Below are 20,367 nucleotides of genomic sequence, written 5' to 3'. Positions count from 1 at the left end.
GATTTTATAAAATAGCGTAAAAACGGCTATTTAAAAAATCATAAGGGCGTTTTCAATGTTTAAATACATTTTCAGACCGAATTAACTATCATCTGATGTAATCATATATTTTTTAGCCAATTTATCAGTATCGTCGAGAAAACGCGGTACTTTAGTGCGAGTCGTTCATATGATTATTCCAAGGCTGCGCGAAAAACTAAAAGTCTCACCGAGTTAACGAGTTTTTATTGATATTACTTTGCCTTTTGAAAGATTTTTCACTGTGGTGTTAAGTCCTTGTTTTAGGATTAAATCCTCTAAATAATACCATAGATAACAACTTTATAATTAAGGGGAGCGACGAGGTACTTTATCTAAATAAGCACTTTTGATAGAATGCGCATCTTTCGACTAACACTGCCAGTAGCAGGTGTTGGTTTTATATTAATCTACAGCTCCGGATTTACGTTCTGGCTGGCTCAATGGGTATTATTACTATGCAAAATATTACTGTCTGTGCACTTTATAAATTTGTGCGCTTAGAAAACTTCGAACAACTTAAATCACCTTTATTAAGCGTTATGTTAGAAAACGACATCAAAGGTACGTTATTACTCGCTAACGAAGGTATTAACGGTACGGTTGCCGGTACAAAAGCCAGTATCGATCTGCTTTTAGCTCATTTAGAGACGGATGAACGTTTAATTAATGTTTCTCATAAATATTCATATGCTGATGAAAACCCTTTTCAACGTAGCAAAGTCAAATTAAAAAAAGAAATTGTTACTATGGGTGTTGAAGGCATTGACCCATTATTAACTGTTGGTACTTATGTGAAACCAAAAGACTGGAATGCGCTTATTTCAGATCCAGAAGTTTTATTGATTGATACGCGTAACGATTATGAAATTGAAATTGGGACCTTTAAAAACGCCGTTAACCCTAAGACTGAAACGTTCCGTGAATTTCCAGAATATGTTGCCCAACATTTAGATAAAAATAAACACAAAAAAGTGGCTATGTATTGTACGGGTGGTATTCGTTGTGAAAAATCAACAGCTTACTTGAAAGAGCAAGGCTTCGAAGACGTTTATCATCTTGAGGGAGGTGTGCTTAAATATTTAGAAGAAGTTGAACAAGATAATTCAATGTGGGAAGGCGAATGTTTTGTTTTTGATGGCCGTGTTGCCGTTGGACATGGTTTAGAGCAAGGGCAGTACGACCAATGTTTTGCTTGTCGCTACCCGATAACAAGCGAAGAAATGCAAAGCGAACACTATGTTAAAGGTGTGAGTTGTCATCGTTGTTATGACAAGTATACCGACGAACAGCGCAGTGGTTTCGCTGAGCGTGAGCGTCAAATAAATTTAGCGAACCAACGAGGTGAAAAGCATATTGGTGGCAATGTTCAAGATGTTATCGAACAGCGACGAAAAGATAAAGTTGCCAGCAAAAAAGCACAGTCGACTAAGTCGTGACGAGCTAGGTTGTTATTTACCCTTTGAACATAAAAAAAGCGACTTATTAAGTCGCTTTTTTATTGAGCAGGAGCCTTGATATTTAGTTGTTAAAACTAAAAACCAGCAGCTTTTCTAAGTGCGTCAGCTTTATCAGTTCTTTCCCACGTAAATGCAGTAAAAGTATCATCACCAACAGTGACTTCAACAGGTTCACGACCAAAATGTCCGTAAGCTGCTGTCATCTGATACATAGGGTGCAATAAATCAAGCATCTTAGTAATGCCGTAAGGTCGTAAATCAAAATGTGCTCTTACCAATTCAATTAATTTTGCTTCAGAGACTTTACCGGTACCAAAAGTCTCAATTGAAATTGACGTTGGCTCCGCAATACCAATGGCATAAGAGATTTGAATTTCACAACGGTCAGCTAAACCAGCCGCAACGATGTTTTTTGCTACATAACGACCAGCATAAGCCGCACTGCGATCAACTTTTGATGGATCTTTTCCTGAGAAAGCACCACCACCATGACGAGCCATGCCGCCATAGGTATCAACAATAATTTTACGACCCGTTAAACCACAATCACCTACCGGACCACCAATAACAAAACGGCCAGTAGGATTAATAAAGTATTTAGTATCTTTAGTTAATAACTCGGCAGGTAGCACAGCTTTGATGATATTTTCCATCACAGCTTCGTGTAAATCTTCTTGAGAAATTTCTGGATTATGTTGAGTTGATAAAACAACCGCGTCAATCGCTACCGGCTTATTATCTTCATAAACAAAAGTGACTTGAGATTTAGCATCAGGACGCAACCAAGGTAAGACCCCTGATTTACGCACTTCAGCTTGACGCTCTACTAAACGATGAGAATAAAATATTGGCGCAGGCATTAACGTTTCAGTTTCATTGGTCGCATAACCGAACATTAATCCCTGGTCACCAGCACCTTGATCTTCAGGGTTTGCTCGGTCAACACCTTGGGCAATCTCAGGTGATTGCTGGCCAATTAAATTCATTATGCCACAAGTTTCACCATCAAAACCAACGTCAGACGACGTATAGCCAATATTACTAATAACATTACGGGTAATCGCTTCTAGATCAACCCATGCAGTGGTAGAAACTTCACCTGAAATAATAGCTACACCAGTTTTCACCATAGTTTCACAAGCGACACGAGCATTCTTATCTTTAGCGATAATAGCATCAAGTACCGCATCAGAAATTTGATCGGCGATTTTATCCGGATGACCTTCAGAAACTGATTCAGAAGTGAAAAATTGAGTAGACATATAACCTCAGAAAAATGTAATAGTTTAAAATATTTTCGAATTGGAGTTATTCTAACTGCAAGATTAACTATTTTCTAGTTTTTTTACGCCTAGATGGCTAAACGGCTAAAAATAATTATTAATTGTTCATTTATAGAGCAGGAAATTGCTGAAGGGTAACATTCTGACCAAAAAGTACTGACATCAATCTGGCTTGTTGCTGAGATAGCTTAGAGCTAAAAAAGTGTTGTTGCGAAATAGATTGAGTACTTGCTAATAATCCTTGGCTTGCAAGTTGCCGAGTAAGTTGCTCAGTTACGGGTTGAGCGGTTTCCATGATGGTAATTTTATCACCAACAATCCTTTGTATAAGCGAACGAACAAAGGGGTAATGTGTACAGCCTAAGACTAAGGTATCTATATTAATTTGCAGAAGAGGTTGCAAAAAAGTATTCAGTATTTCAAGGCACTGTTCACTTTCATGAAGGCCTTGCTCGATAAGCTCTACTAAGCCAGGGCATGGTTGGATATAAATTTCAGCGCCATTTTTATGCTTATTCACTAAAGACAAAAACCGAGTATTTATTGCGGTTGCCCCTGTTACTAACAAGGCTATCTTCTTTGTTTTACTGTGCAACGCTGCGGGTTTTATCGCTGGTTCAACGCCAATAATTGGAATTGAAACCCTTAAACGCAGTTGATCAATAGCGCTAACTGTTGCGGTATTACAGGCAACAACAATGGCCTTTACCTGTTGGCTAATCAACCAGTCAGCAATTTTATTTACCCGTTCAATAATTTCTGCTGACGACTTATCGCCATAAGGTGCAAATTGACTATCAGCCACATAAATAAGATTTTCATTGGGTAAATGCTGATGGATACACTTAGCAATCGACAAACCACCAATGCCAGAGTCGAAAATACCGATCGCTTGTGTGGCAGCACAAACTTGCCCTTGTGGTTTTTTTGATTTGGTGGCTAGATGATTTTGGGTCATTTTGTCTATGGTTATTAACTAACGGATAAAATTCGTCTTTGTTATATTGATTTTTTAGAGAAAAGTAAAGCGCACTAGCCATTATTTAATAAGTATGTAGCGTTTACTGCACTTGCCACTTATTTCTCAGTTTGTCTAAAGTGCCATTCTTCTCTATTATTTTATAAGCGTTGGTATATTTAGTGACAATCTTTTTATCGCTATTTAGACTAAAAGCAAAATATAAGTCATGATTAACGACTGAGAGAGGCATGATTTTTTTTAATCTACTTACCTCTAAATTTAATTTACTCGCTCGCGCCACTAAGGTGCTCTTCGTCCCCGTTATAAAATCAACTCTATTGAGGTAGAGCATCTGTAAGCTTTGCTCTGGTGAAACGACCATATAAATAAAGGGATATTCTTGTTGCTGAAAGTATTGAGCGGTGCTTGATGAATTAGTCACGGCTATTTTGTATTTTTTGAGTTGCTCTATATCAGTTATTGATGTTTTAAAATCTTCTTTTAAGCCCCAAGCATAAATATCTTCTTTCATTAATTTTCCACCCCAAATGAATAAATTTTCCCGAGCTTTGGTGCGAGATAGTGAAAAGATAAGGGTATTGGGTTGGTTAAGTGCGGTTTTATAAGCTCGAGCCCAAGGAAATACTTGTAAATTAATTTCATCACCGGTAATTTTGAATATTTCCTGCATGACTTCTACGGAGAATCCACTAAGCGCAGTATTCTCTTGATAGAATTGGTAGGGCGGTAATATTTCAGTAACAACAAGTTGCTTAGCGATACTTGATGAAGTATTTAGCATTAGCAACAGCATTACACAGAGGTATTTTATAGGCATATAAACAAGTAACCTAATTAATAACAATAAGTCTTTTAAGTATATAGTAAGTTAGCCTTTTATTCTTTATTTTACTTGTAACCGTATGACTAATATTTGATAAATCGGGTGTTGTTAGATGCTGCGCGGAGGTATCAGGTTTAAGCCTAATATGTTTAAACCTAGTATGACTAGTATGAATATAAAAAGGATGCTTCCAAGGTGCCGCAGTCGACTTTAGTCCTGAACACCGGGTGTTCAGGGCGGAGGTATCATTTCAACCGTAGGCTTCCCGATACGAGCCGGGCTTGCACAATAGTTAATAATCAACTTCCTTAGTTAAAACTTATCGGCTCAGGGACATAGTTAACATACAAACACCCCAGAAGACGAAGTTAGTATAGCTAATTTTTCAAAGCGATTTAAGTGTTTTTTTGTAACTTAAGTTTGTTTGTTTTTTTAGTGAACAGAGGTTGCTGAAAAATCAAGCTTTCTTGAGGTATTCGGAAATTACAGCTTGTTTGATAGTCGCTTGTAGTAAATCAATTTTACTTTGCAGCGCAGCACGTTCATCGATAATTTCTTTACGAGCAGCTAATAAATCATTAGATAAGTTAAGTGCAGTCATTACTAATGATTGTTCAGGTGTCTTTATAGAACAAGTTTTACTGTCTGTTAGCAAACGTTGGTTTAACTCTTCCGCAGCTAATAGTAAAGACGACTCTTGCCCACTAGGACATGAAATCTTTAGTCTTCTATTAGCAACTTCAATGGTAACCGAGTGTTGACTCATAACAGGCTGATTCTCAAAAAAACATCTTAATTAATAGTAATATATACATATCTGAGCACTATAGCGATGAGCAGTACACTATGCAAGCGTTCTCTGGGGTTTTCTCCTTTTAATCTCTAGCATCATAAAAGCGTGAATGTTACGATACCTTGCATTAACTCACGCATTTTATTGATGATTAAAACATGTCCAACGAAACCTCTTTAGACTTTGCCTCAGTGCAAGCAATTCTTACAACAGAAAGTATTACCGTCCATGGCGCTGAATTACATGGGGTATTAACTGGCTTAGTTTGTGCCGGGTTTACCTTTGAAAGTGAGGACTATATCGTGATGATTAATGACTTGTTTAACAATGGTGAAGGTTTACCTCGTGCCGTTAAGTCGTTGGTCAAATCAATGTTTGCAAAAGTTTGGCATGACATTATTGATGACTCTTATGGTTTTCAATTAACGTTACCCGATGATGACGATAGTATAGTTGAACGTGGCCATGCTTTAAGTGTTTGGGTACAAGGCTTCAATTTAGGGTTCGGCCTACAACAAAAAAACAAAGCGGTATTATCAGAAGACGTTAAAGAAGTTCTTATTGATTTTGCTGAAATCTCTAATTTGTCTGACGAAATGGAAGAAGACGAAGATACCGAGCAAGCCTATTTTGAAATAGCTGAATATGTCAGAATTTCTGCTTTATTGTGTTTTACCGAGCTCGGCTCACCGCCAGAAAGTAAAAGCGCAGAAGATACTGTCCACTAAAAAAAGATTAAGTCATGAATACATCAACTTTAGTTAAAAATACTTTATTACCTTTGGCAGAATTTATCCAACGTCGTGCTCAATTTTTTACCTCGATGCCAGAAAATTCTATTGCGATATTTTCCGCTGCACAAGAAGTCACGCGTAGCAATGATACCGAATATGCTTTTTGCCAAGATAAAAGTTTCTATTATCTAACAGGATATAACGAACCTGATGCTATTTTAGTGCTGATTAAATCTGTTGGTAAGGGCGAAGAAAATCAACAAAGTATTTTATTTAACCTTGAAAAAAATGCCCTTCAAGAAGTCTGGCACGGTAGGCGAGTAGGACAAGCGTTAGCGGTAGAGCATTATGGTGTAGATGAATGTTTTCCACTAACTGAAATAGATCAATATCTCCCTGATTATATTGCGGATAAAAGTCACTTGTTGTTTTGCCAAGGAAAAAGTAGCCGCTTTGATAGCCAAATATATGCATGGTTATCAGCAGTTAAAGCGCAAAACCGCCTTGGCGTAAAAGCACCGACACTACTGGTTGATTGTCGAAATATTATTGAAGAAATGCGTTTAATTAAAAGTGCTGGCGAGCTAGATATTATGCGCCAAGTAAATATTATTAGCGGTGCGGCTCATGCCAGAGCGATGAAACAGTCAGCGATTGGTAAATTTGAATATCAATTAGAAGCGGAAATACTACATGAATTTGCCAGTAATGGTGCAAGGCACCCCGCTTATGGCAGTATCGTTGCCTGTGGTGATAATGGCAATATTTTACATTACACCAACAATGATGACGTACTGAAAAATAACGAATTGGTGTTGATTGACGCCGGTGGTGAACTTAGCGGCTATGCGGCTGATATTACTCGCACCTTTCCTGCAAATGGCAAGTTCACATTAGCACAACGAGAAGTCTATCAACTGGTGCTAGATGCACAGAACTTAGCGATTGATGCAATAAAGCCACACGCAACCTTTGTCGAGCTTAATGTTTTAGTGAATAACTTCCTAACTTCAGGTTTACATCGTTTAGGTATATTGTCTGGGAATTTAGCTCAGTTACTCGAGGACAAAGCCTGTAAAAAGTATTTTATTCATGGTTTAGGGCACTGGTTGGGTTTAGATGTTCATGACGTTGGTGATTATCAGTCAAATGATAAACGCGAGCAATGTCGAGCGTTTGAACAAGGTATGGTGATGACCATAGAGCCGGGTATTTATATTCCACTTGATGATTATAGTGTTGATAAAAAATGGCGCGGTATAGCAATAAGAATTGAAGATAATATAGCAGTAACTGATCAAGGTCATGAAAACTTAACGGTAAATGCGCCAAAATCAATTGCTGAAATTGAACAACTAATGACTGCGAATAATTAACTGATTTTTTATCGTCAATTCACATTGCCATATGAACTTGTCATCATAGATTTACGTATTTACATTCAGGCAGCAATCATTAATCAATGTTTTATTTCACAGTTCAATGATGAATTGGCAATGAACTTAGCATTTCACTTTAACGCTTTATCTTAAGCGACTGTATTAAATAGCTAAAAAAAGTAACTATGAAAAAAGAATTCGATATCGTAATTTCTGGTGGTGGTTTATCTGGTGCATTAATGGCACTGAGTTTGATCGACTGCAAAAAACAACAGGGTCAGCCACTGTCTATTGCCATTGTTGAAGCTAATCCGGTATTAGAAGATCCAAGATTAACTTTTGACGATCGTGTGTTAGCGCTTTCACATGGCACAGCAACCTATTTAGAACGTTTAGGCGTTTGGCAACAATTAAAGCACCTAGCCGAGCCCATTAAAAATATTCATATCTCTGATCGAGGCTTCTACGGTAAAGCTCGACTTTATGCTGAGCATCATCAAGTTAATGCACTCGGCTTTGTTGTTGAAATGTCATTGCTTGGGCAAGCATTATTAAGCAGTTTAAAAGAGAAAAACAAAATAACAGATAATATCACTTGGTTCACTCCCGATAAAATAACCGATATTACTTGGCAAAAAGAGCAGGTTGAACTGACGCTTAATTCAACAGCAAAGCTTAGCGCGAAATTACTATTAGCCTGTGATGGTGTTCATTCAGCCTGTCGAAAATTTGCTAACATTGCGGTGCAAGAGTCTCACTACGGTCAATCGGCACTTATTACCAATGTAAGTACGGCGATTCCCCACAACAATTTGGCTTTTGAACGCTTTACTGATACTGGTCCTATTGCGATGTTACCGCTGTCAAAACAGGGGAGCGCAACAAGTGATAGTCGTTGTTCTTTGGTATGGACATTACCGCCTGAACAAGCAGATAAAATGCTAGCACTTAGCGATAAACAATTCCAAGATGAACTTGAAAATGCTTTTGGTAGTTGGCTTGGCGCAATAACCCAAGTGGGTAAGCGCGATGTTTATTCGCTTAAATTATTAATGGCAGATGAACAGGTTTTTCATCGCATGGCACTTATTGGTAATGCTTCTCACACTATTCATCCTATTGCCGGACAAGGTTTTAATTTGGGTGTAAGAGATGTTAAGCAAATGGTGGAGCTGATCAAAGTAGCCTTAAATAACAATCAAGACATTGGACAATTTTCTCTGTTAAGTCATTATGCCTCGCAACGAAAGTTAGATCATCAGCAAGTCATTGGTTTAACCGATTCGTTAGTGACACTTTTTTCAAATAAATTGCCCCCTTTAGTTATAGGTCGTAATGTTGGTTTGAAAGTCATGAATTATTTATCACCATTAAAAAGTCGCCTCGTTAGAAAAACGATGGGTTATTAAGGGTGAAACCAAGGTGACTAAAAATACCCAGTTAACCTAACGTAAAGCCATTTTAAAATTAAGAAGAATAACATGCAAAAATTTGATGTATTAATTGTTGGCGGCGGCATGGTGGGCTTAACCTTAGCTTTAGCGCTACGTCAGCAAACACAGTTAACCGTTGCTATTGTTGACACTTCACCGCCGGATGAATTATCAGAACAGCCTGATGTTCGAGTTAGTGCGCTCAATGTCGCCAGTAAACAAATTTTTGATAATCTTGATGTTTGGCCATTAATTCAACAAAAACGTATTCAAGCTTATACTGATATGCATGTTTGGGATAAAGCTGGCTTTGGCAAGTTACTTTTTTCTTGTGACGATTTAGCCGATACCTCAGCCAATGAACAGCTAGGTTGGATCGTTGAAAATAGCGTTATACGTCAAAGTCTTTGGCAAAAAGCACAAGCAGATCAAGGTATAATTTTTTATACTGAGAATACCTTAAGTAATATAAGTATTGGTGAAAGTGAGGCTTTTGTTAGTTTTACATCAACTAACGGCAACCCTATGCCAATAACCGCTAAATTAGTGGTTGGTGCTGATGGCGCAAATTCTTGGGTTAGACGTCAAATGGCGTTCCCTTTAACTTTTCGTGATTATGATCATCATGCTATTGTTGCTACGGTAAAATGTTCACAAGGACACCAAAATACCGCATGGCAAGTTTTTCTAGAAACTGGCCCTCTAGCGCTACTACCACTTAACGACGCTCTTGGAACGCAAGACTTATGCTCGATTGTTTGGTCTACATCCCCCGAAGATGCAATTCGTTTAAATGGCTTAACCCCAGCAGAGTTTTCAAAAGCGTTAACGGCAGCAAGTGATGGAAAATTAGGGAATATTGAACTGCAGAGTAAACGTTTTACTCATCCGCTAACTATGCGTATCGCCCAAAGCTTTGTTCAAGAGCGTATTGCTTTAGTTGGTGACGCTGCTCATACCATTCATCCATTAGCAGGCCAGGGCGTTAATTTAGGTTTACTTGACGCGGTATCATTGGCGCAAATTATTAATGACAAAATAACCCAACAAAAATCCCCTAATGATGCTTGGTTAACCACTCGTTTGTTAAATGAATATTCGCGTTGGCGTAAAGCCGAAGCAACCGAAATGGTTGCAGCAATGGAGTCAATTAAACAAGTGTTTACGCCTCAACAAGGCGCTATAAAATTGTTGAGAGGTCTGGGTTTGTCTTTAATTAATAACTTAAAGCCCGTTAAGCAAGTCTTAATTAAACAAGCATTGGGTTTGAAAAGTGATTTACCTAAACTTGCAAAACTCAAAGACAAGTTATTTTAAAATTAACGTTGCTTTGAGCATTTAAGCAAACGCTTTTGACATGACCGTAAGAGCTTGTAATAACGTTTGCTCTGTTTTATAAAACTTATCTAATGATTGTCTTTTAAGTGTATGGTTAATCGATGAAAAATAATTTTATAAACGTCCTAATATTCCTCCTTCCTTTTGATATTATTAGCTTTTAAATTAATAAGTTTTCCTGAAAAAAAATGTCAGTAAAAAACACAAAATAAAAACCCAAGATCCTATTTTTTTACGAAGTAAAACTGATTATAATTTTCAAAACATGTGGTTTTAAAAATTAAATTTGGATTAAAATATTTATCTGGTTTAAAATTTGTATTATTGACTGTTTTCTTTGTTTTTAGTTGAATAGGTTGCTTTGCGCGGCTATAATCTGGCCAATTATTTTGTAAATATACTACCTTTAAGCTTGGCTTAATGGTGAATTCAACAATTAAAGTGGAATACATACGATGACTAATAAAACCGTATTACATGCTAAGCATATTGAAGCTGGCGCAAAACTAGTTGATTTTCACGGCTGGGAAATGCCAATTAACTACGGCTCGCAAATAGAAGAGCATAATGCTGTTCGAACTGATGCCGGCATGTTTGATGTTTCACACATGACCATTGTTGATATTAAAGGTGTTGATGCCAAAGCATATTTACGCCGTTTAGTGATCAACGATGTTGCAAAATTAACCGTTGAAGGTAAAGCCCTTTATACCGGTATGCTCAATCACGAAGGTGGTGTTATTGATGATTTGATCATTTATTTCTTCACTGAAACTTATTATCGTTTGGTTGTTAATTCAGCAACGCGCGTAAAAGATTTAGCGTGGATGAATGAACAATCGGCTGGTTTCGACATTACAATTACCGAACGTCCTGAATTTGGCATGATTGCCGTGCAAGGTCCTCAAGCTAAAGCTAAAGTAGCTTCACTATTAACACCAGAGCAAACTCAAGCTGTTGAAGGTATGAAGCCATTCTTTGGTGTTCAAGCCGGCGATTTATTCATTGCCACCACGGGTTATACCGGTGAAGATGGTTATGAAATAGTGGTTCCAGAAGACCAAGCAGCAGATTTATGGCAAAAATTACTCGACGCAGGTGTTGCACCTTGTGGTCTAGGCGCTCGTGATACCTTGCGCTTAGAAGCAGGCATGAATCTTTATGGTTTAGATATGGACGAAACTGTTTCGCCATTAGCGGCTAACATGGCATGGACCATTAGCTGGGAACCAACAGATCGTAACTTTATTGGCCGTGAAGTATTAACTGCCCAAAAAGCTGCTGGCGACCAACCTAAACTTGTTGGTTTAGTCTTTGAAGAAAAAGGCGTATTACGCACTGGCTTAAAAGTGATTACGCCATTTGGTGAAGGTATTATTACCTCAGGTACATTCTCGCCAACATTAGGTCATAGTATTGCTATGGCTCGTGTTCCTCGCAGCGTAAGCTTAGGCGACACTGTTGAAGTAGAAATGCGTAAAAAATCAGTTAACGTTAAAGTGATCAAAGCTGGCTTTGTTCGCAATGGCAAAAAAGTTTTTTAATTAATTTTTAATCATAAAAATTTGTTTTAAAAGCAAGTAGAATGACAATGTTGGTCGAGGGTAAATCTATTTGCGCTTGTCCAATATAGAAGAATAATTAAGCTATAGTATTTAATTGTTAGCCAATAGCGACAATTGAAATTGAGTTTACGATAAACAATAATTAACCTCAGGAAAATAAAAAATGAGCAACATTCCTTCAGAACTAAAATATGCAACATCACACGAATGGGTACGTCAAGAAGGTAACGGCGTAGTTACAGTTGGTATCACTGAACATGCACAAGACTTATTAGGTGACATGGTATTTGTTGAATTACCTGATGTTGATGACGAAATCAGTACTGGTGACGACGTTGCAGTAGCAGAATCTGTAAAAGCAGCTTCAGACATCTACGCACCCGTTTCAGGTAAAGTTATTGAAGTAAATGAAGACTTAGAAGATTCTCCTGAATTAGTTAACTCAGACGCTTTTGGCGCTGGTTGGTTATTCAAGGTTCAGTTAGCTGATGAAGCAGAGTTAGATGCTTTATTAGATGCTGAAGGTTACGCGAATTCTATTGACGAAGACTAATTTCGGGCACATTTAGCTTTTATGCTGCGTTGCTTTTGATACTCGTCTAATCTCACTTGCTTAATAGCCTTTAGCTAAAGGCTTATTAAGCTTATAAGACTGATAAATTTAGCGCCTTACCAAAAAGCTAGCTGTTTACGAAATCTGTTATTAAGCCTCCAACTGCTTGTTTGGGGCTTTATTTTAGTTACGCCGTAACTAAAGACCCAGTAAATTAATTACCCACTTAAGAGAAGCTGTTTTATGACTACTCAATCAAAATCACTTGCTTATTTAGAGCAAACTCAAGACTTTATTCGTCGTCACATTGGCCCTAATGCCGAACAAACTCAAGCGATGTTAAAAGACATTGGCGCAGAGTCGGTTGACGCACTTATCAATGAAATCGTACCAAGTGATATTCGTTTATCAGCATTGCCTGCGATTGAAGAAAGTAAAACAGAAGCGCAAGCCTTAAGTGATTTAAAAGCGGTTGCAAGCTTGAACAAAGTAAACGACACCTACATTGGTTTAGGTTACTACGGCACATTAACACCGAACGTAATTTTGCGTAACGTGTTAGAAAATCCAGGCTGGTACACGGCTTACACGCCTTACCAACCAGAAATTGCTCAAGGTCGTTTAGAATCATTATTAAACTACCAGCAAATGTGTATCGACCTTACCGGTCTTGAACTAGCTTCTGCTTCATTATTAGATGAAGGAACTGCGGCTGCTGAAGCCATGGCATTAGCAAAACGTGTTTCTAAAAACAAAAAATCAAACTTGTTCTTTATCTCAAGTGATGTTTATCCACAAACTATCGACGTTGTTAAACAACGTGCAGAAATGTTTGATTTTGACGTTATCGTTGCTCCTGCTCATGAAGCCGCTGACCATGATGTTTTTGGTGCTTTGCTACAATACCCAAGTGCATCGGGTGAAATTACAGACATTAGTGAGTTAATTGAAAAAATTCACGCAAACAAAGGTATTGTTGCGGTTGCCGCCGATATCATGAGTTTAGTGATGTTAAAAGCACCGGGTGAATTAGGTGCCGATGCCGTTATTGGTTCAAGCCAACGTTTTGGTGTTCCAATGGGCTACGGCGGACCACACGCTGCATTTTTTACTACCTCTGAGAAATACAAACGTTCATTGCCTGGTCGTATTATTGGTGTTTCTAAAGATACCCGTGGTAACGCTGCATTGCGTATGGCAATGCAAACTCGCGAACAACATATTCGCCGAGAAAAAGCTAACTCAAACATTTGTACTGCCCAAGTACTCTTAGCTAACATGGCGGCGTTTTACGCGGTCTATCATGGTCCAAAGGGCTTGAAAATCATTGCTAATCGTATTCATCGTTTCGCAGATATTTTATGCTTAGGTACAGCCACAAAAGGCTTAACAGCTATTCATGCTAACTACTTTGACACCTTAACGTTCAATTTAGATAATAAAGAAGAAATCGTTGCACGCGCACTAGCTGCAGGTGTTAACTTCCGCACTGATGTTGCGGGTCAAATTAGTATTTCTCTAGATGAAACAACGACTCGTACTGATATTGCTGGTTTATTCGATATATTATTAGGCGCAGGCCATGGTTTAGACGTTAGCGCCCTTGACGACAAAATAGTCAGTAGCGGTCATTCTTCAATTCCTGCAGCATTAGTACGTGAATCTGAAATATTGACTCACCCGGTATTCAATTCATACCACAGCGAAACAGAAATGCTTCGTTATATCAAAAGATTAGAAAACAAAGATTTAGCATTGAACCATTCAATGATTTCTTTGGGTTCTTGTACGATGAAGTTAAATGCAACAGCACAAATGATCCCAGTATCATGGCCTGAATTCGCTAACATGCACCCATTTTCACCCATTGACCAAGCTCAAGGTTATAAGCAAATGATTGACGAGTTAGGCGATTGGTTAGTTGAACTAACGGGTTACGACAACATTTCAATGCAACCTAACTCTGGTGCTCAAGGCGAGTATGCGGGTTTAATCGCGATTGTTAAATATCATGAAAGTCGTGGCGATGCACATCGTAATATTTGTTTAATTCCATCTTCTGCCCACGGTACAAACCCTGCGTCTGCGCAAATGGTTGGTATGAAAGTTGTTGTTGTTGCTTGTGATAAAGAAGGTAACGTTGACATGAACGACCTGCGTACTAAAGCAAGCGAAATGGCCGACAATCTTGCCTGTATTATGATCACATACCCGTCAACGCACGGTGTATATGAAACAACAGTAGCAGAAATTTGTAACATCGTTCACGAACATGGCGGTCAAGTTTATCTTGACGGTGCAAACATGAACGCACAAGTAGGCGTAACGTCGCCAGGCTATATTGGCGCTGACGTTTCTCACCTAAACTTGCATAAAACGTTTGCTATTCCACACGGTGGCGGTGGCCCAGGTATGGGACCTATCGGCGTTAAAGCACACCTTGCACCATTTTTGCCTGATCATGCATTAATTAACGTTAATGAAAGTACTAAAGGCAATGGAGCCGTTGCAGCAGCACCATTTGGTAGTGCGGGTATTTTATGTATCTCTTACCTTTACTGTGCAATGCTAGGTAAGCAGGGCGTAACAGATGCGACTAAATATGCTATTACTAATGCTAATTATTTAGCTAAAAAGTTAAGCCAACATTACCCACTTTTATACGCAGGAAAAAATGGTCGTGTTGCTCATGAATGTATTATCGATTTACGTCCACTTAAAGCCACATCAGGTATTAGTGAAGTTGATATAGCAAAACGCTTAATTGATTATGGTTTCCATGCACCTACGATGTCGTTCCCAGTAGCGGGTACTTTCATGATTGAACCTACAGAATCTGAGTCAAAAGTTGAACTTGACCGTTTTGTTGAAGCCATGGTTTCTATTCGCGACGAAGTACGTAAAGTTGAATCGGGTGAATGGTCAAGTGACGACAATCCATTACATAATGCTCCTCATACGTTAGCGGATATTACTGATACTTGGGAACGTGGTTATTCTATTAAAGAAGCTGTATTCCCAGTTCCTGCTGCAGCCAAAAATAAATTTTGGCCAACAGTTAATCGCATCGATGATGTATACGGAGACCGTAACTTAATTTGTTCATGTCCTCCAATTGAAAGCTATCAAGACTAGTTTTTTGATGTCATCTGTTAATTAAGTTTGTGAAAGTTTAATTAAGTTTGAAAAATTAATTGAGTTTGTGAAACTTAAAAAGGCGAATCAGCAATGATTCGCCTTTTTGGTTTATTACGGTTAGAAAAGTGAGCCGATATCGGCTTTCTTGTAATTCAGCACTAGTCAACTGCAACCAACAGGTTTTATTGAAGATAAAATTTAATGTTGAATTGAACTAATTTCCCAGTTTTACGTATTTAATCTTAATAAAAAATGAAAACAGTGATAAACACTGTTTTATAAGACCTCAAGGAAACTCTATGAAATTACTTTTCGCACTTCTTGTTCCACTGATTTTAGCCGGTTGCTCCGTGTTTGGAGAAAGTGGAGTTGAGAGCGCGCCTTATACACTATTGAAATCTGATCAGGCACAGAAAATTGAAGTGCGTAACTATGAATCGATAGTGCTAGTGTCATCCGACATGTCAGCCGACGGAATGAACGGTGCTTTTAGGAATCTGTTCAGATACATTACTGGTGAGAATGAAGGCGCCACAGAAATAGCCATGACAGCACCTGTACTGATGGATGAATCAGAAGCATTATCTAAGGGGACCAACATCACTATGACCGCTCCGGTGTTTATGAAAGAGCGATCAGAACAACAAGTAATGTCATTTGTAATGCCTGCCGACTTTACGATACAAAGTACCCCTAAGCCAACCAACCCAGACGTCTGGATAACAGAAGTAAAGGATTACAAAGTCGCGGTGATAAAGTTCAGCGGACTACTCAGTGATAGTAATGTTGAAACACAAACCCAAATCCTCAATAGCTGGATAGCGAAAAACGGCTATACCGCAGTTAGTGAGCCTATTAACGCAGCCTACAATGGTCCTTTTACCATTCCATGGTTTCGCCACAACGAAGTGTTAATTGAAGTAAAATAGCCCAAATTCATTACTATTGGTTGCTGTAAATGCCAGTTAAGGTATCTATTTTCCCTCTGACTGGCTTGCTGTTGTGCAAGACGAAACATTTAAATGTTTGCTTTTTCGAATAGCGTTCACTGACAAAATAGTCACAATAATAGCCCCCCCATAATAACTTATGCAGTTTTTGTTCGAGACACTTATTCCTTCTTAATAGGCCACCCATAATAATTTATGCAGTTTTCGTTCAATAAACTAGACTTAAGTTACCTTTATTCAGTCGGGTGATTGTTATGCCTAAGCCTCGTTCACAACAAATTAGTTTATTGGATACACCTTATTATCACATTTGCAGTCGCACGGTACGCAAGGCTTTTTTGTGTGGCGTAGATAAGGAGACGGGTGTCAGTTTCGAGCATCGACGCAGATGGATTGAAAAGCGATTATTTACATTATCTCAGGTATTTTCGATAGATATCTGTGCTTATGCTGTCATGCATAATCATTTACATATTGTCTTGCATGTCGATAGTGAGCCAATAGAGCGCTGGTCAACCGATGAGGTATTGCAACGTTGGCATCAATTATTCAAAGGGACCTTATTAACTCAAAGATATTCGAACAAACAACCGCTTGATAAGTGTCAACTAGCGACGGTTGAAAGTACGGCTGAGATTTATAAGCAGCGTTTAATTGATATCAGTTGGTTTATGCGCTCATTGAACGAGCCGATAGCCCGACAAGCTAACCGAGAAGACCAATGTACCGGGCACTTTTGGGAAGGGCGCTTTAAATCACAAGCACTGCTTGATGAAGGGGCGTTACTGTCGTGTATGGCATATGTTGATTTAAACCCTATACGAGCAGGTATTGCGGTTACCCCAGAGCAGTCTGACTTCACCAGTATTCAACGACGCATTAAAGCGGCTATAACCGGTGAGCAACCGACCTGCTTATTACCCTTTACGGGCAATGAATCCCATCAAAAATCAACTGGCGCTGGTATTCATTTTAGCTTACAAGATTACTTAACACTGGTTGATGAAACAGGACGCCTCCTGCGTGATAAACGTGGCGCCATCGACACGACGACGGTAAATATTCTCGCGAGGTTACACATCAATGATGAAAGTTGGCTAAAGCTTACGACGGATTTTGAAACTATCTTCACAGGCGCTGTCGGTACTGCTGAGCATTTATGTGAATTTAGTGAGCATGTTGGTTTGCAGCGAACACATGGTATAGCGAATGCTCAGGCTTGCTTGAATAGCGCATAACGTTTTTTATGAATAAGGCGTAATCGTACTACTCTTTTAGAGTGGTGGGTTTAACTCGGCTATCATTTGATGTTTGAAGAAAGTAGTTGCGATAAAGGACTATAGAAACTCGCTTTACCTTATCAATAGGTATTGTTATAAGCTAAAAAGACAAGCAATGGCTTATCATTATTATTTGAAGTTATTATGGGTGGCATAATTATTTGTTAGCTTGATAACTTGAGAAGTGGTACAAGCTTTTGGCATGTTGCCCATCAATTACCCTCGGCTATTACTTGTTATCAGCACCATCACCAAATATTGAGTGAAGGATGTCATGATTGTGGTTTTAGCTATACAGATATCAGAAATCATTCAGTCCCTCCAGTCGATGATAAGTGTCCTGTATGTAGTGCAAAGATAGCGCCTAAAACATATGCGTTAAATGAGCATACCCAGTGGCTCCTTGAAAATAGTATGCGACTTCTTAAACAGCAAGGAACGCTGAGTTCGCCACAATATAGTCACCAAATGAAAAATGGAGTTGCAGGCTTTTTTGCTAAGGCTTCAAGCATCTCCAGAAAAGCGCCTATCTACCTTGCAGACAGTTTGCAAAATGAGTTTAAAGACTGGTTATTTAGTAACGGCTTATCCGTGTTTTTTAAACAACCAGAGCTTGCAGTTGATGAAAGGGTGCTCAGTATCGATGCTGGTCGCTATCAAGCGAGAAATTGGCCACCGATAAGTGTATTACTTTGGTTAAGGTTCTTTGGTGTAGAGTCAATATCAAACAGGCATATCTAAATGAAGTCCTTCAGCCTAGAGTTATATCCGAATGAAACGTTATATAGTTATTTGGTGCGCTCTAGGCTGTTAAGTGGATATCCATCATCTAGAGATTTTCTTCAAGAGTTTATTGGTAGTGCACATTGTCAGTTATCTGCAGTGCTACCAAGCTTTATTCCTCAATTAGCACAAGAAACTCAGGTAAGCGCTCAAGTGCTTATCGAACAACACACGCTATTTTCATATCTCAAAGCCTTTTTAAATCCACAGGTTGCCGAGCAAACCTATTCGTACTTATTGCAAGGAAATGCTAAGGAATTACATAGTCAACTATCATTGACCGCCAATCGATTAAAGTGTGCTAAACAGCTTAAGTATTGCCCTGTTTGTGCCATCAATGATATCAACACTTATGGAGTTGCGTATTGGCATATCAATCACCAATTACCTTGGATGGTTATTTGTATTGAACATCAACAATGGTTAGTGAGTAAAACCTGCAATAGACGAGCGTTGCTCCTTCCTGAACAAACTCTGGAGCTACAGCTAGTAGGATTCGAAATACCTGAGCGTGTAAACCTTTTTGCTCAATTAAGTCAGGACTTACTTGAACAGGGAAATGATTCTTTAAACCTTTCTCGATTAGTCGAGTGCTACCTAGCTAGACTTGTATCTCATGAGTTAAGTACAAATACGGGTTCAATCAGGCAAGCCCAATGGTTTGAAAATATAAAGCAGTATTGGGAAGGCTCACTATCCACAGAGTTAAGTTCGCAGTTAATTGAGCAACGTAGTTCTACTTCTTTTCCAACTTGCTTGATTTATCAGCCTCATGCACAACACCATCCAGTAAAGCACTTACTCATTATTGGATATTTATTTGGCTCATTGAATGAATTTTTTAGTTGCTACCATGACCCTCAATTTAGCTTCAGAAATGCGGTTGATTTAATGAAGGTTCAGCCAAAGCAAAGTGCGTTTCAACGTATTAACAATTTGAAGCTAAAAATTATTCAGCAATTAAAGACTAGTGCTAGCTTAAGGTCTGTAGCTAAAGGCTTTGGTGTTAGTGTTACTTTTGTAAAGAACATCGCCATCCAAGAAAGTATTTCAATAAATACGCGAGCACAACGTATTTTTTCTCCAGAGCGTAGCAAGATTAAAAGCATGTTGAAAAAAGGCACTTCTACAGAAAAAATAGCGGCAAAGATGAAATGTTCAACTGCGGCTGTAGAGCAAGTTCTGACTCAACACCCTGCAATAAAAACCATTCGGACAAACTTACGTTATTTCAAACTTCAGCAATGCCACAGAAAGTGTATTTTAGGCTTAATCACAAAAGACCCTGGCATCACCAGGGGTAACCTACAAAAATTAGCCAGAGCTTCTTATACCTGGCTTTTTAAACACGATAAAGCATGGCTTTATGAAACTTTACCCAAAGCAATACCAAGAAAAGATAGGTACAAAGGACAATAACCAATTACAGCTAACCTATGAGGTTGAAATGATGATAAAAAATGAGCAAGAACTAATAGCCGTACTTGAACGTATTGAGCGATTATGGGGAAAGTTATCTGAGGCTGGCTCTATCGATAATCTTAGAAAACTTAGTGAAAAAGTGAGGATGTTTGAAGCAAGCAGACCAGAGATGTGTGCACAGCTTAGCTCACGCTTTGGGCATCTATTTACTCAAGAACAGCAAAACAAACTGTTCCCTAAACTTATGTCTTGGTCAGGTTGTAATGTTTTAGCTATCCACTGGTTTGAACACTACAAAATCCCGTCCTGTGGCAATTTAACACCAGTAGAATTGTGTCAAACAGGGCAAGCTGGAGTATTGCTGGAATATGTTGATCTCATTGAAAATGGCGGTTTTGAATAGCGTAATAATGATTAGACTAAAATAAAACTA

17 protein-coding genes and 1 other RNA gene are annotated in these 20,367 nt (G+C 38.6%); 13 read left to right on the top strand and 5 right to left on the bottom strand.

Annotated features, from left to right (window positions below; all coding sequences use genetic code 11):
* The first annotated feature begins 476 nt into the window (after nucleotides 1-476).
* Complete coding sequence (gene trhO / locus A3Q34_RS04400; protein WP_070377004.1) at nucleotides 477-1,457, top strand: oxygen-dependent tRNA uridine(34) hydroxylase TrhO; 981 nt, start codon at nucleotides 477-479, stop codon at nucleotides 1,455-1,457.
* Nucleotides 1,458-1,552: 95 nt separating this feature from the next.
* On the opposite strand, the gene metK is transcribed toward trhO, so the two are convergent.
* From metK to A3Q34_RS04375, 5 genes are all read right to left on the bottom strand, one after another.
* Complete coding sequence (gene metK, locus A3Q34_RS04395) at nucleotides 1,553-2,740, bottom strand: methionine adenosyltransferase (RefSeq protein WP_070374247.1); 1,188 nt, start codon at nucleotides 2,738-2,740, stop codon at nucleotides 1,553-1,555.
* A gap of 130 nt (nucleotides 2,741-2,870) precedes the next feature.
* The gene (gene murI, locus A3Q34_RS04390; RefSeq protein WP_197517657.1) at nucleotides 2,871-3,719 is read right to left on the bottom strand and encodes a glutamate racemase; all 849 of its coding nucleotides are present in this window, start codon (nucleotides 3,717-3,719) and stop codon (nucleotides 2,871-2,873) included.
* 103 nt (nucleotides 3,720-3,822) lie between these two features.
* Nucleotides 3,823-4,524 carry a substrate-binding periplasmic protein gene (locus tag A3Q34_RS04385; RefSeq protein ID WP_197517656.1) on the bottom strand — a complete coding sequence of 234 codons (702 nt, stop codon included), beginning with the start codon at nucleotides 4,522-4,524 and terminating at the stop codon, nucleotides 3,823-3,825.
* Between the two features lie 225 nt (nucleotides 4,525-4,749).
* Nucleotides 4,750-4,931, bottom strand: a non-coding RNA gene (gene ssrS, locus A3Q34_RS04380) — 6S RNA.
* A 92-nt stretch (nucleotides 4,932-5,023) separates the two neighbouring features.
* Nucleotides 5,024-5,332: a cell division protein ZapA gene (locus tag A3Q34_RS04375; protein ID WP_070374245.1), complete on the bottom strand. Its 309-nt coding sequence runs from the start codon at nucleotides 5,330-5,332 to the stop codon at nucleotides 5,024-5,026.
* 185 nt (nucleotides 5,333-5,517) lie between these two features.
* Here A3Q34_RS04375 and A3Q34_RS04370 point away from each other — a divergent pair, with 185 nt between their 5' ends.
* The 12 genes from A3Q34_RS04370 (at nucleotide 5,518) to A3Q34_RS04310 (ending at nucleotide 20,337) form a co-directional block, all read left to right on the top strand.
* Nucleotides 5,518-6,087 (top strand): UPF0149 family protein, encoded by a 570-nt coding sequence (locus A3Q34_RS04370; protein WP_070374244.1) that lies wholly within the window; start codon nucleotides 5,518-5,520, stop codon nucleotides 6,085-6,087.
* A gap of 14 nt (nucleotides 6,088-6,101) precedes the next feature.
* Nucleotides 6,102-7,469 (top strand): Xaa-Pro aminopeptidase, encoded by a 1,368-nt coding sequence (pepP, locus tag A3Q34_RS04365; protein ID WP_070374243.1) that lies wholly within the window; start codon nucleotides 6,102-6,104, stop codon nucleotides 7,467-7,469.
* 188 nt (nucleotides 7,470-7,657) lie between these two features.
* Entirely contained in the window at nucleotides 7,658-8,881 is a 1,224-nt protein-coding gene (ubiH, locus tag A3Q34_RS04360; protein ID WP_070374242.1) for a 2-octaprenyl-6-methoxyphenyl hydroxylase, read from the top strand.
* Nucleotides 8,882-8,953: 72 nt separating this feature from the next.
* Nucleotides 8,954-10,222 (top strand): UbiH/UbiF/VisC/COQ6 family ubiquinone biosynthesis hydroxylase, encoded by a 1,269-nt coding sequence (locus tag A3Q34_RS04355; protein ID WP_070374241.1) that lies wholly within the window; start codon nucleotides 8,954-8,956, stop codon nucleotides 10,220-10,222.
* Nucleotides 10,223-10,698: 476 nt separating this feature from the next.
* Entirely contained in the window at nucleotides 10,699-11,787 is a 1,089-nt protein-coding gene (gene gcvT / locus A3Q34_RS04345; protein WP_070374239.1) for a glycine cleavage system aminomethyltransferase GcvT, read from the top strand.
* A 184-nt stretch (nucleotides 11,788-11,971) separates the two neighbouring features.
* Nucleotides 11,972-12,361, top strand: a complete 390-nt coding sequence (gene gcvH / locus A3Q34_RS04340) for a glycine cleavage system protein GcvH (RefSeq protein WP_070374238.1) — start codon at nucleotides 11,972-11,974, stop codon at nucleotides 12,359-12,361.
* 243 nt (nucleotides 12,362-12,604) lie between these two features.
* The gene (gene gcvP / locus A3Q34_RS04335; RefSeq protein WP_070374237.1) at nucleotides 12,605-15,496 is read left to right on the top strand and encodes an aminomethyl-transferring glycine dehydrogenase; all 2,892 of its coding nucleotides are present in this window, start codon (nucleotides 12,605-12,607) and stop codon (nucleotides 15,494-15,496) included.
* Between the two features lie 302 nt (nucleotides 15,497-15,798).
* Complete coding sequence (locus tag A3Q34_RS04330) at nucleotides 15,799-16,428, top strand: SOUL family heme-binding protein (RefSeq protein ID WP_070374236.1); 630 nt, start codon at nucleotides 15,799-15,801, stop codon at nucleotides 16,426-16,428.
* Nucleotides 16,429-16,703: 275 nt separating this feature from the next.
* A complete protein-coding gene (locus A3Q34_RS04325; RefSeq protein WP_070374235.1) occupies nucleotides 16,704-17,687 on the top strand; it encodes a transposase in 984 nt (327 codons plus the stop codon).
* 219 nt (nucleotides 17,688-17,906) lie between these two features.
* On the top strand, nucleotides 17,907-18,470 hold the full coding sequence (locus tag A3Q34_RS04320) for a hypothetical protein (protein WP_070374234.1): 564 nt from the start codon (nucleotides 17,907-17,909) through the stop codon (nucleotides 18,468-18,470).
* Nucleotides 18,471-19,931, top strand: a complete 1,461-nt coding sequence (locus A3Q34_RS04315; protein WP_070374233.1) for a TnsD family Tn7-like transposition protein — start codon at nucleotides 18,471-18,473, stop codon at nucleotides 19,929-19,931. It begins immediately after the preceding gene.
* Nucleotides 19,879-20,337: a hypothetical protein gene (locus A3Q34_RS04310; protein ID WP_070374232.1), complete on the top strand. Its 459-nt coding sequence runs from the start codon at nucleotides 19,879-19,881 to the stop codon at nucleotides 20,335-20,337. The genes A3Q34_RS04315 and A3Q34_RS04310 overlap by 53 nt, the downstream gene beginning before the upstream one ends.
* Nucleotides 20,338-20,367 lie beyond the last annotated feature (30 nt).

The organism is Colwellia sp. PAMC 20917, from assembly GCF_001767295.1.
Lineage (GTDB): Bacteria > Pseudomonadota > Gammaproteobacteria > Enterobacterales > Alteromonadaceae > Colwellia_A.
Note: the sequence above shows the minus strand (reverse complement) of the source record. Positions and strands in the feature narration are given on the sequence as shown.

Coding starts and splice junctions, on each gene's coding strand:
- trhO (WP_070377004.1), top strand. CDS start 477: ATGCAAAATATTACTGTCTGTGCACTTTATAAATTTGTGCGCTTAGAA.
- metK (WP_070374247.1), bottom strand. CDS start 2,740: ATGTCTACTCAATTTTTCACTTCTGAATCAGTTTCTGAAGGTCATCCG.
- murI (WP_197517657.1), bottom strand. CDS start 3,719: ATGACCCAAAATCATCTAGCCACCAAATCAAAAAAACCACAAGGGCAA.
- A3Q34_RS04385 (WP_197517656.1), bottom strand. CDS start 4,524: ATGCTAAATACTTCATCAAGTATCGCTAAGCAACTTGTTGTTACTGAA.
- A3Q34_RS04375 (WP_070374245.1), bottom strand. CDS start 5,332: ATGAGTCAACACTCGGTTACCATTGAAGTTGCTAATAGAAGACTAAAG.
- A3Q34_RS04370 (WP_070374244.1), top strand. CDS start 5,518: ATGTCCAACGAAACCTCTTTAGACTTTGCCTCAGTGCAAGCAATTCTT.
- pepP (WP_070374243.1), top strand. CDS start 6,102: ATGAATACATCAACTTTAGTTAAAAATACTTTATTACCTTTGGCAGAA.
- ubiH (WP_070374242.1), top strand. CDS start 7,658: ATGAAAAAAGAATTCGATATCGTAATTTCTGGTGGTGGTTTATCTGGT.
- A3Q34_RS04355 (WP_070374241.1), top strand. CDS start 8,954: ATGCAAAAATTTGATGTATTAATTGTTGGCGGCGGCATGGTGGGCTTA.
- gcvT (WP_070374239.1), top strand. CDS start 10,699: ATGACTAATAAAACCGTATTACATGCTAAGCATATTGAAGCTGGCGCA.
- gcvH (WP_070374238.1), top strand. CDS start 11,972: ATGAGCAACATTCCTTCAGAACTAAAATATGCAACATCACACGAATGG.
- gcvP (WP_070374237.1), top strand. CDS start 12,605: ATGACTACTCAATCAAAATCACTTGCTTATTTAGAGCAAACTCAAGAC.
- A3Q34_RS04330 (WP_070374236.1), top strand. CDS start 15,799: ATGAAATTACTTTTCGCACTTCTTGTTCCACTGATTTTAGCCGGTTGC.
- A3Q34_RS04325 (WP_070374235.1), top strand. CDS start 16,704: ATGCCTAAGCCTCGTTCACAACAAATTAGTTTATTGGATACACCTTAT.
- A3Q34_RS04315 (WP_070374233.1), top strand. CDS start 18,471: ATGAAGTCCTTCAGCCTAGAGTTATATCCGAATGAAACGTTATATAGT.
- A3Q34_RS04310 (WP_070374232.1), top strand. CDS start 19,879: ATGAAACTTTACCCAAAGCAATACCAAGAAAAGATAGGTACAAAGGAC.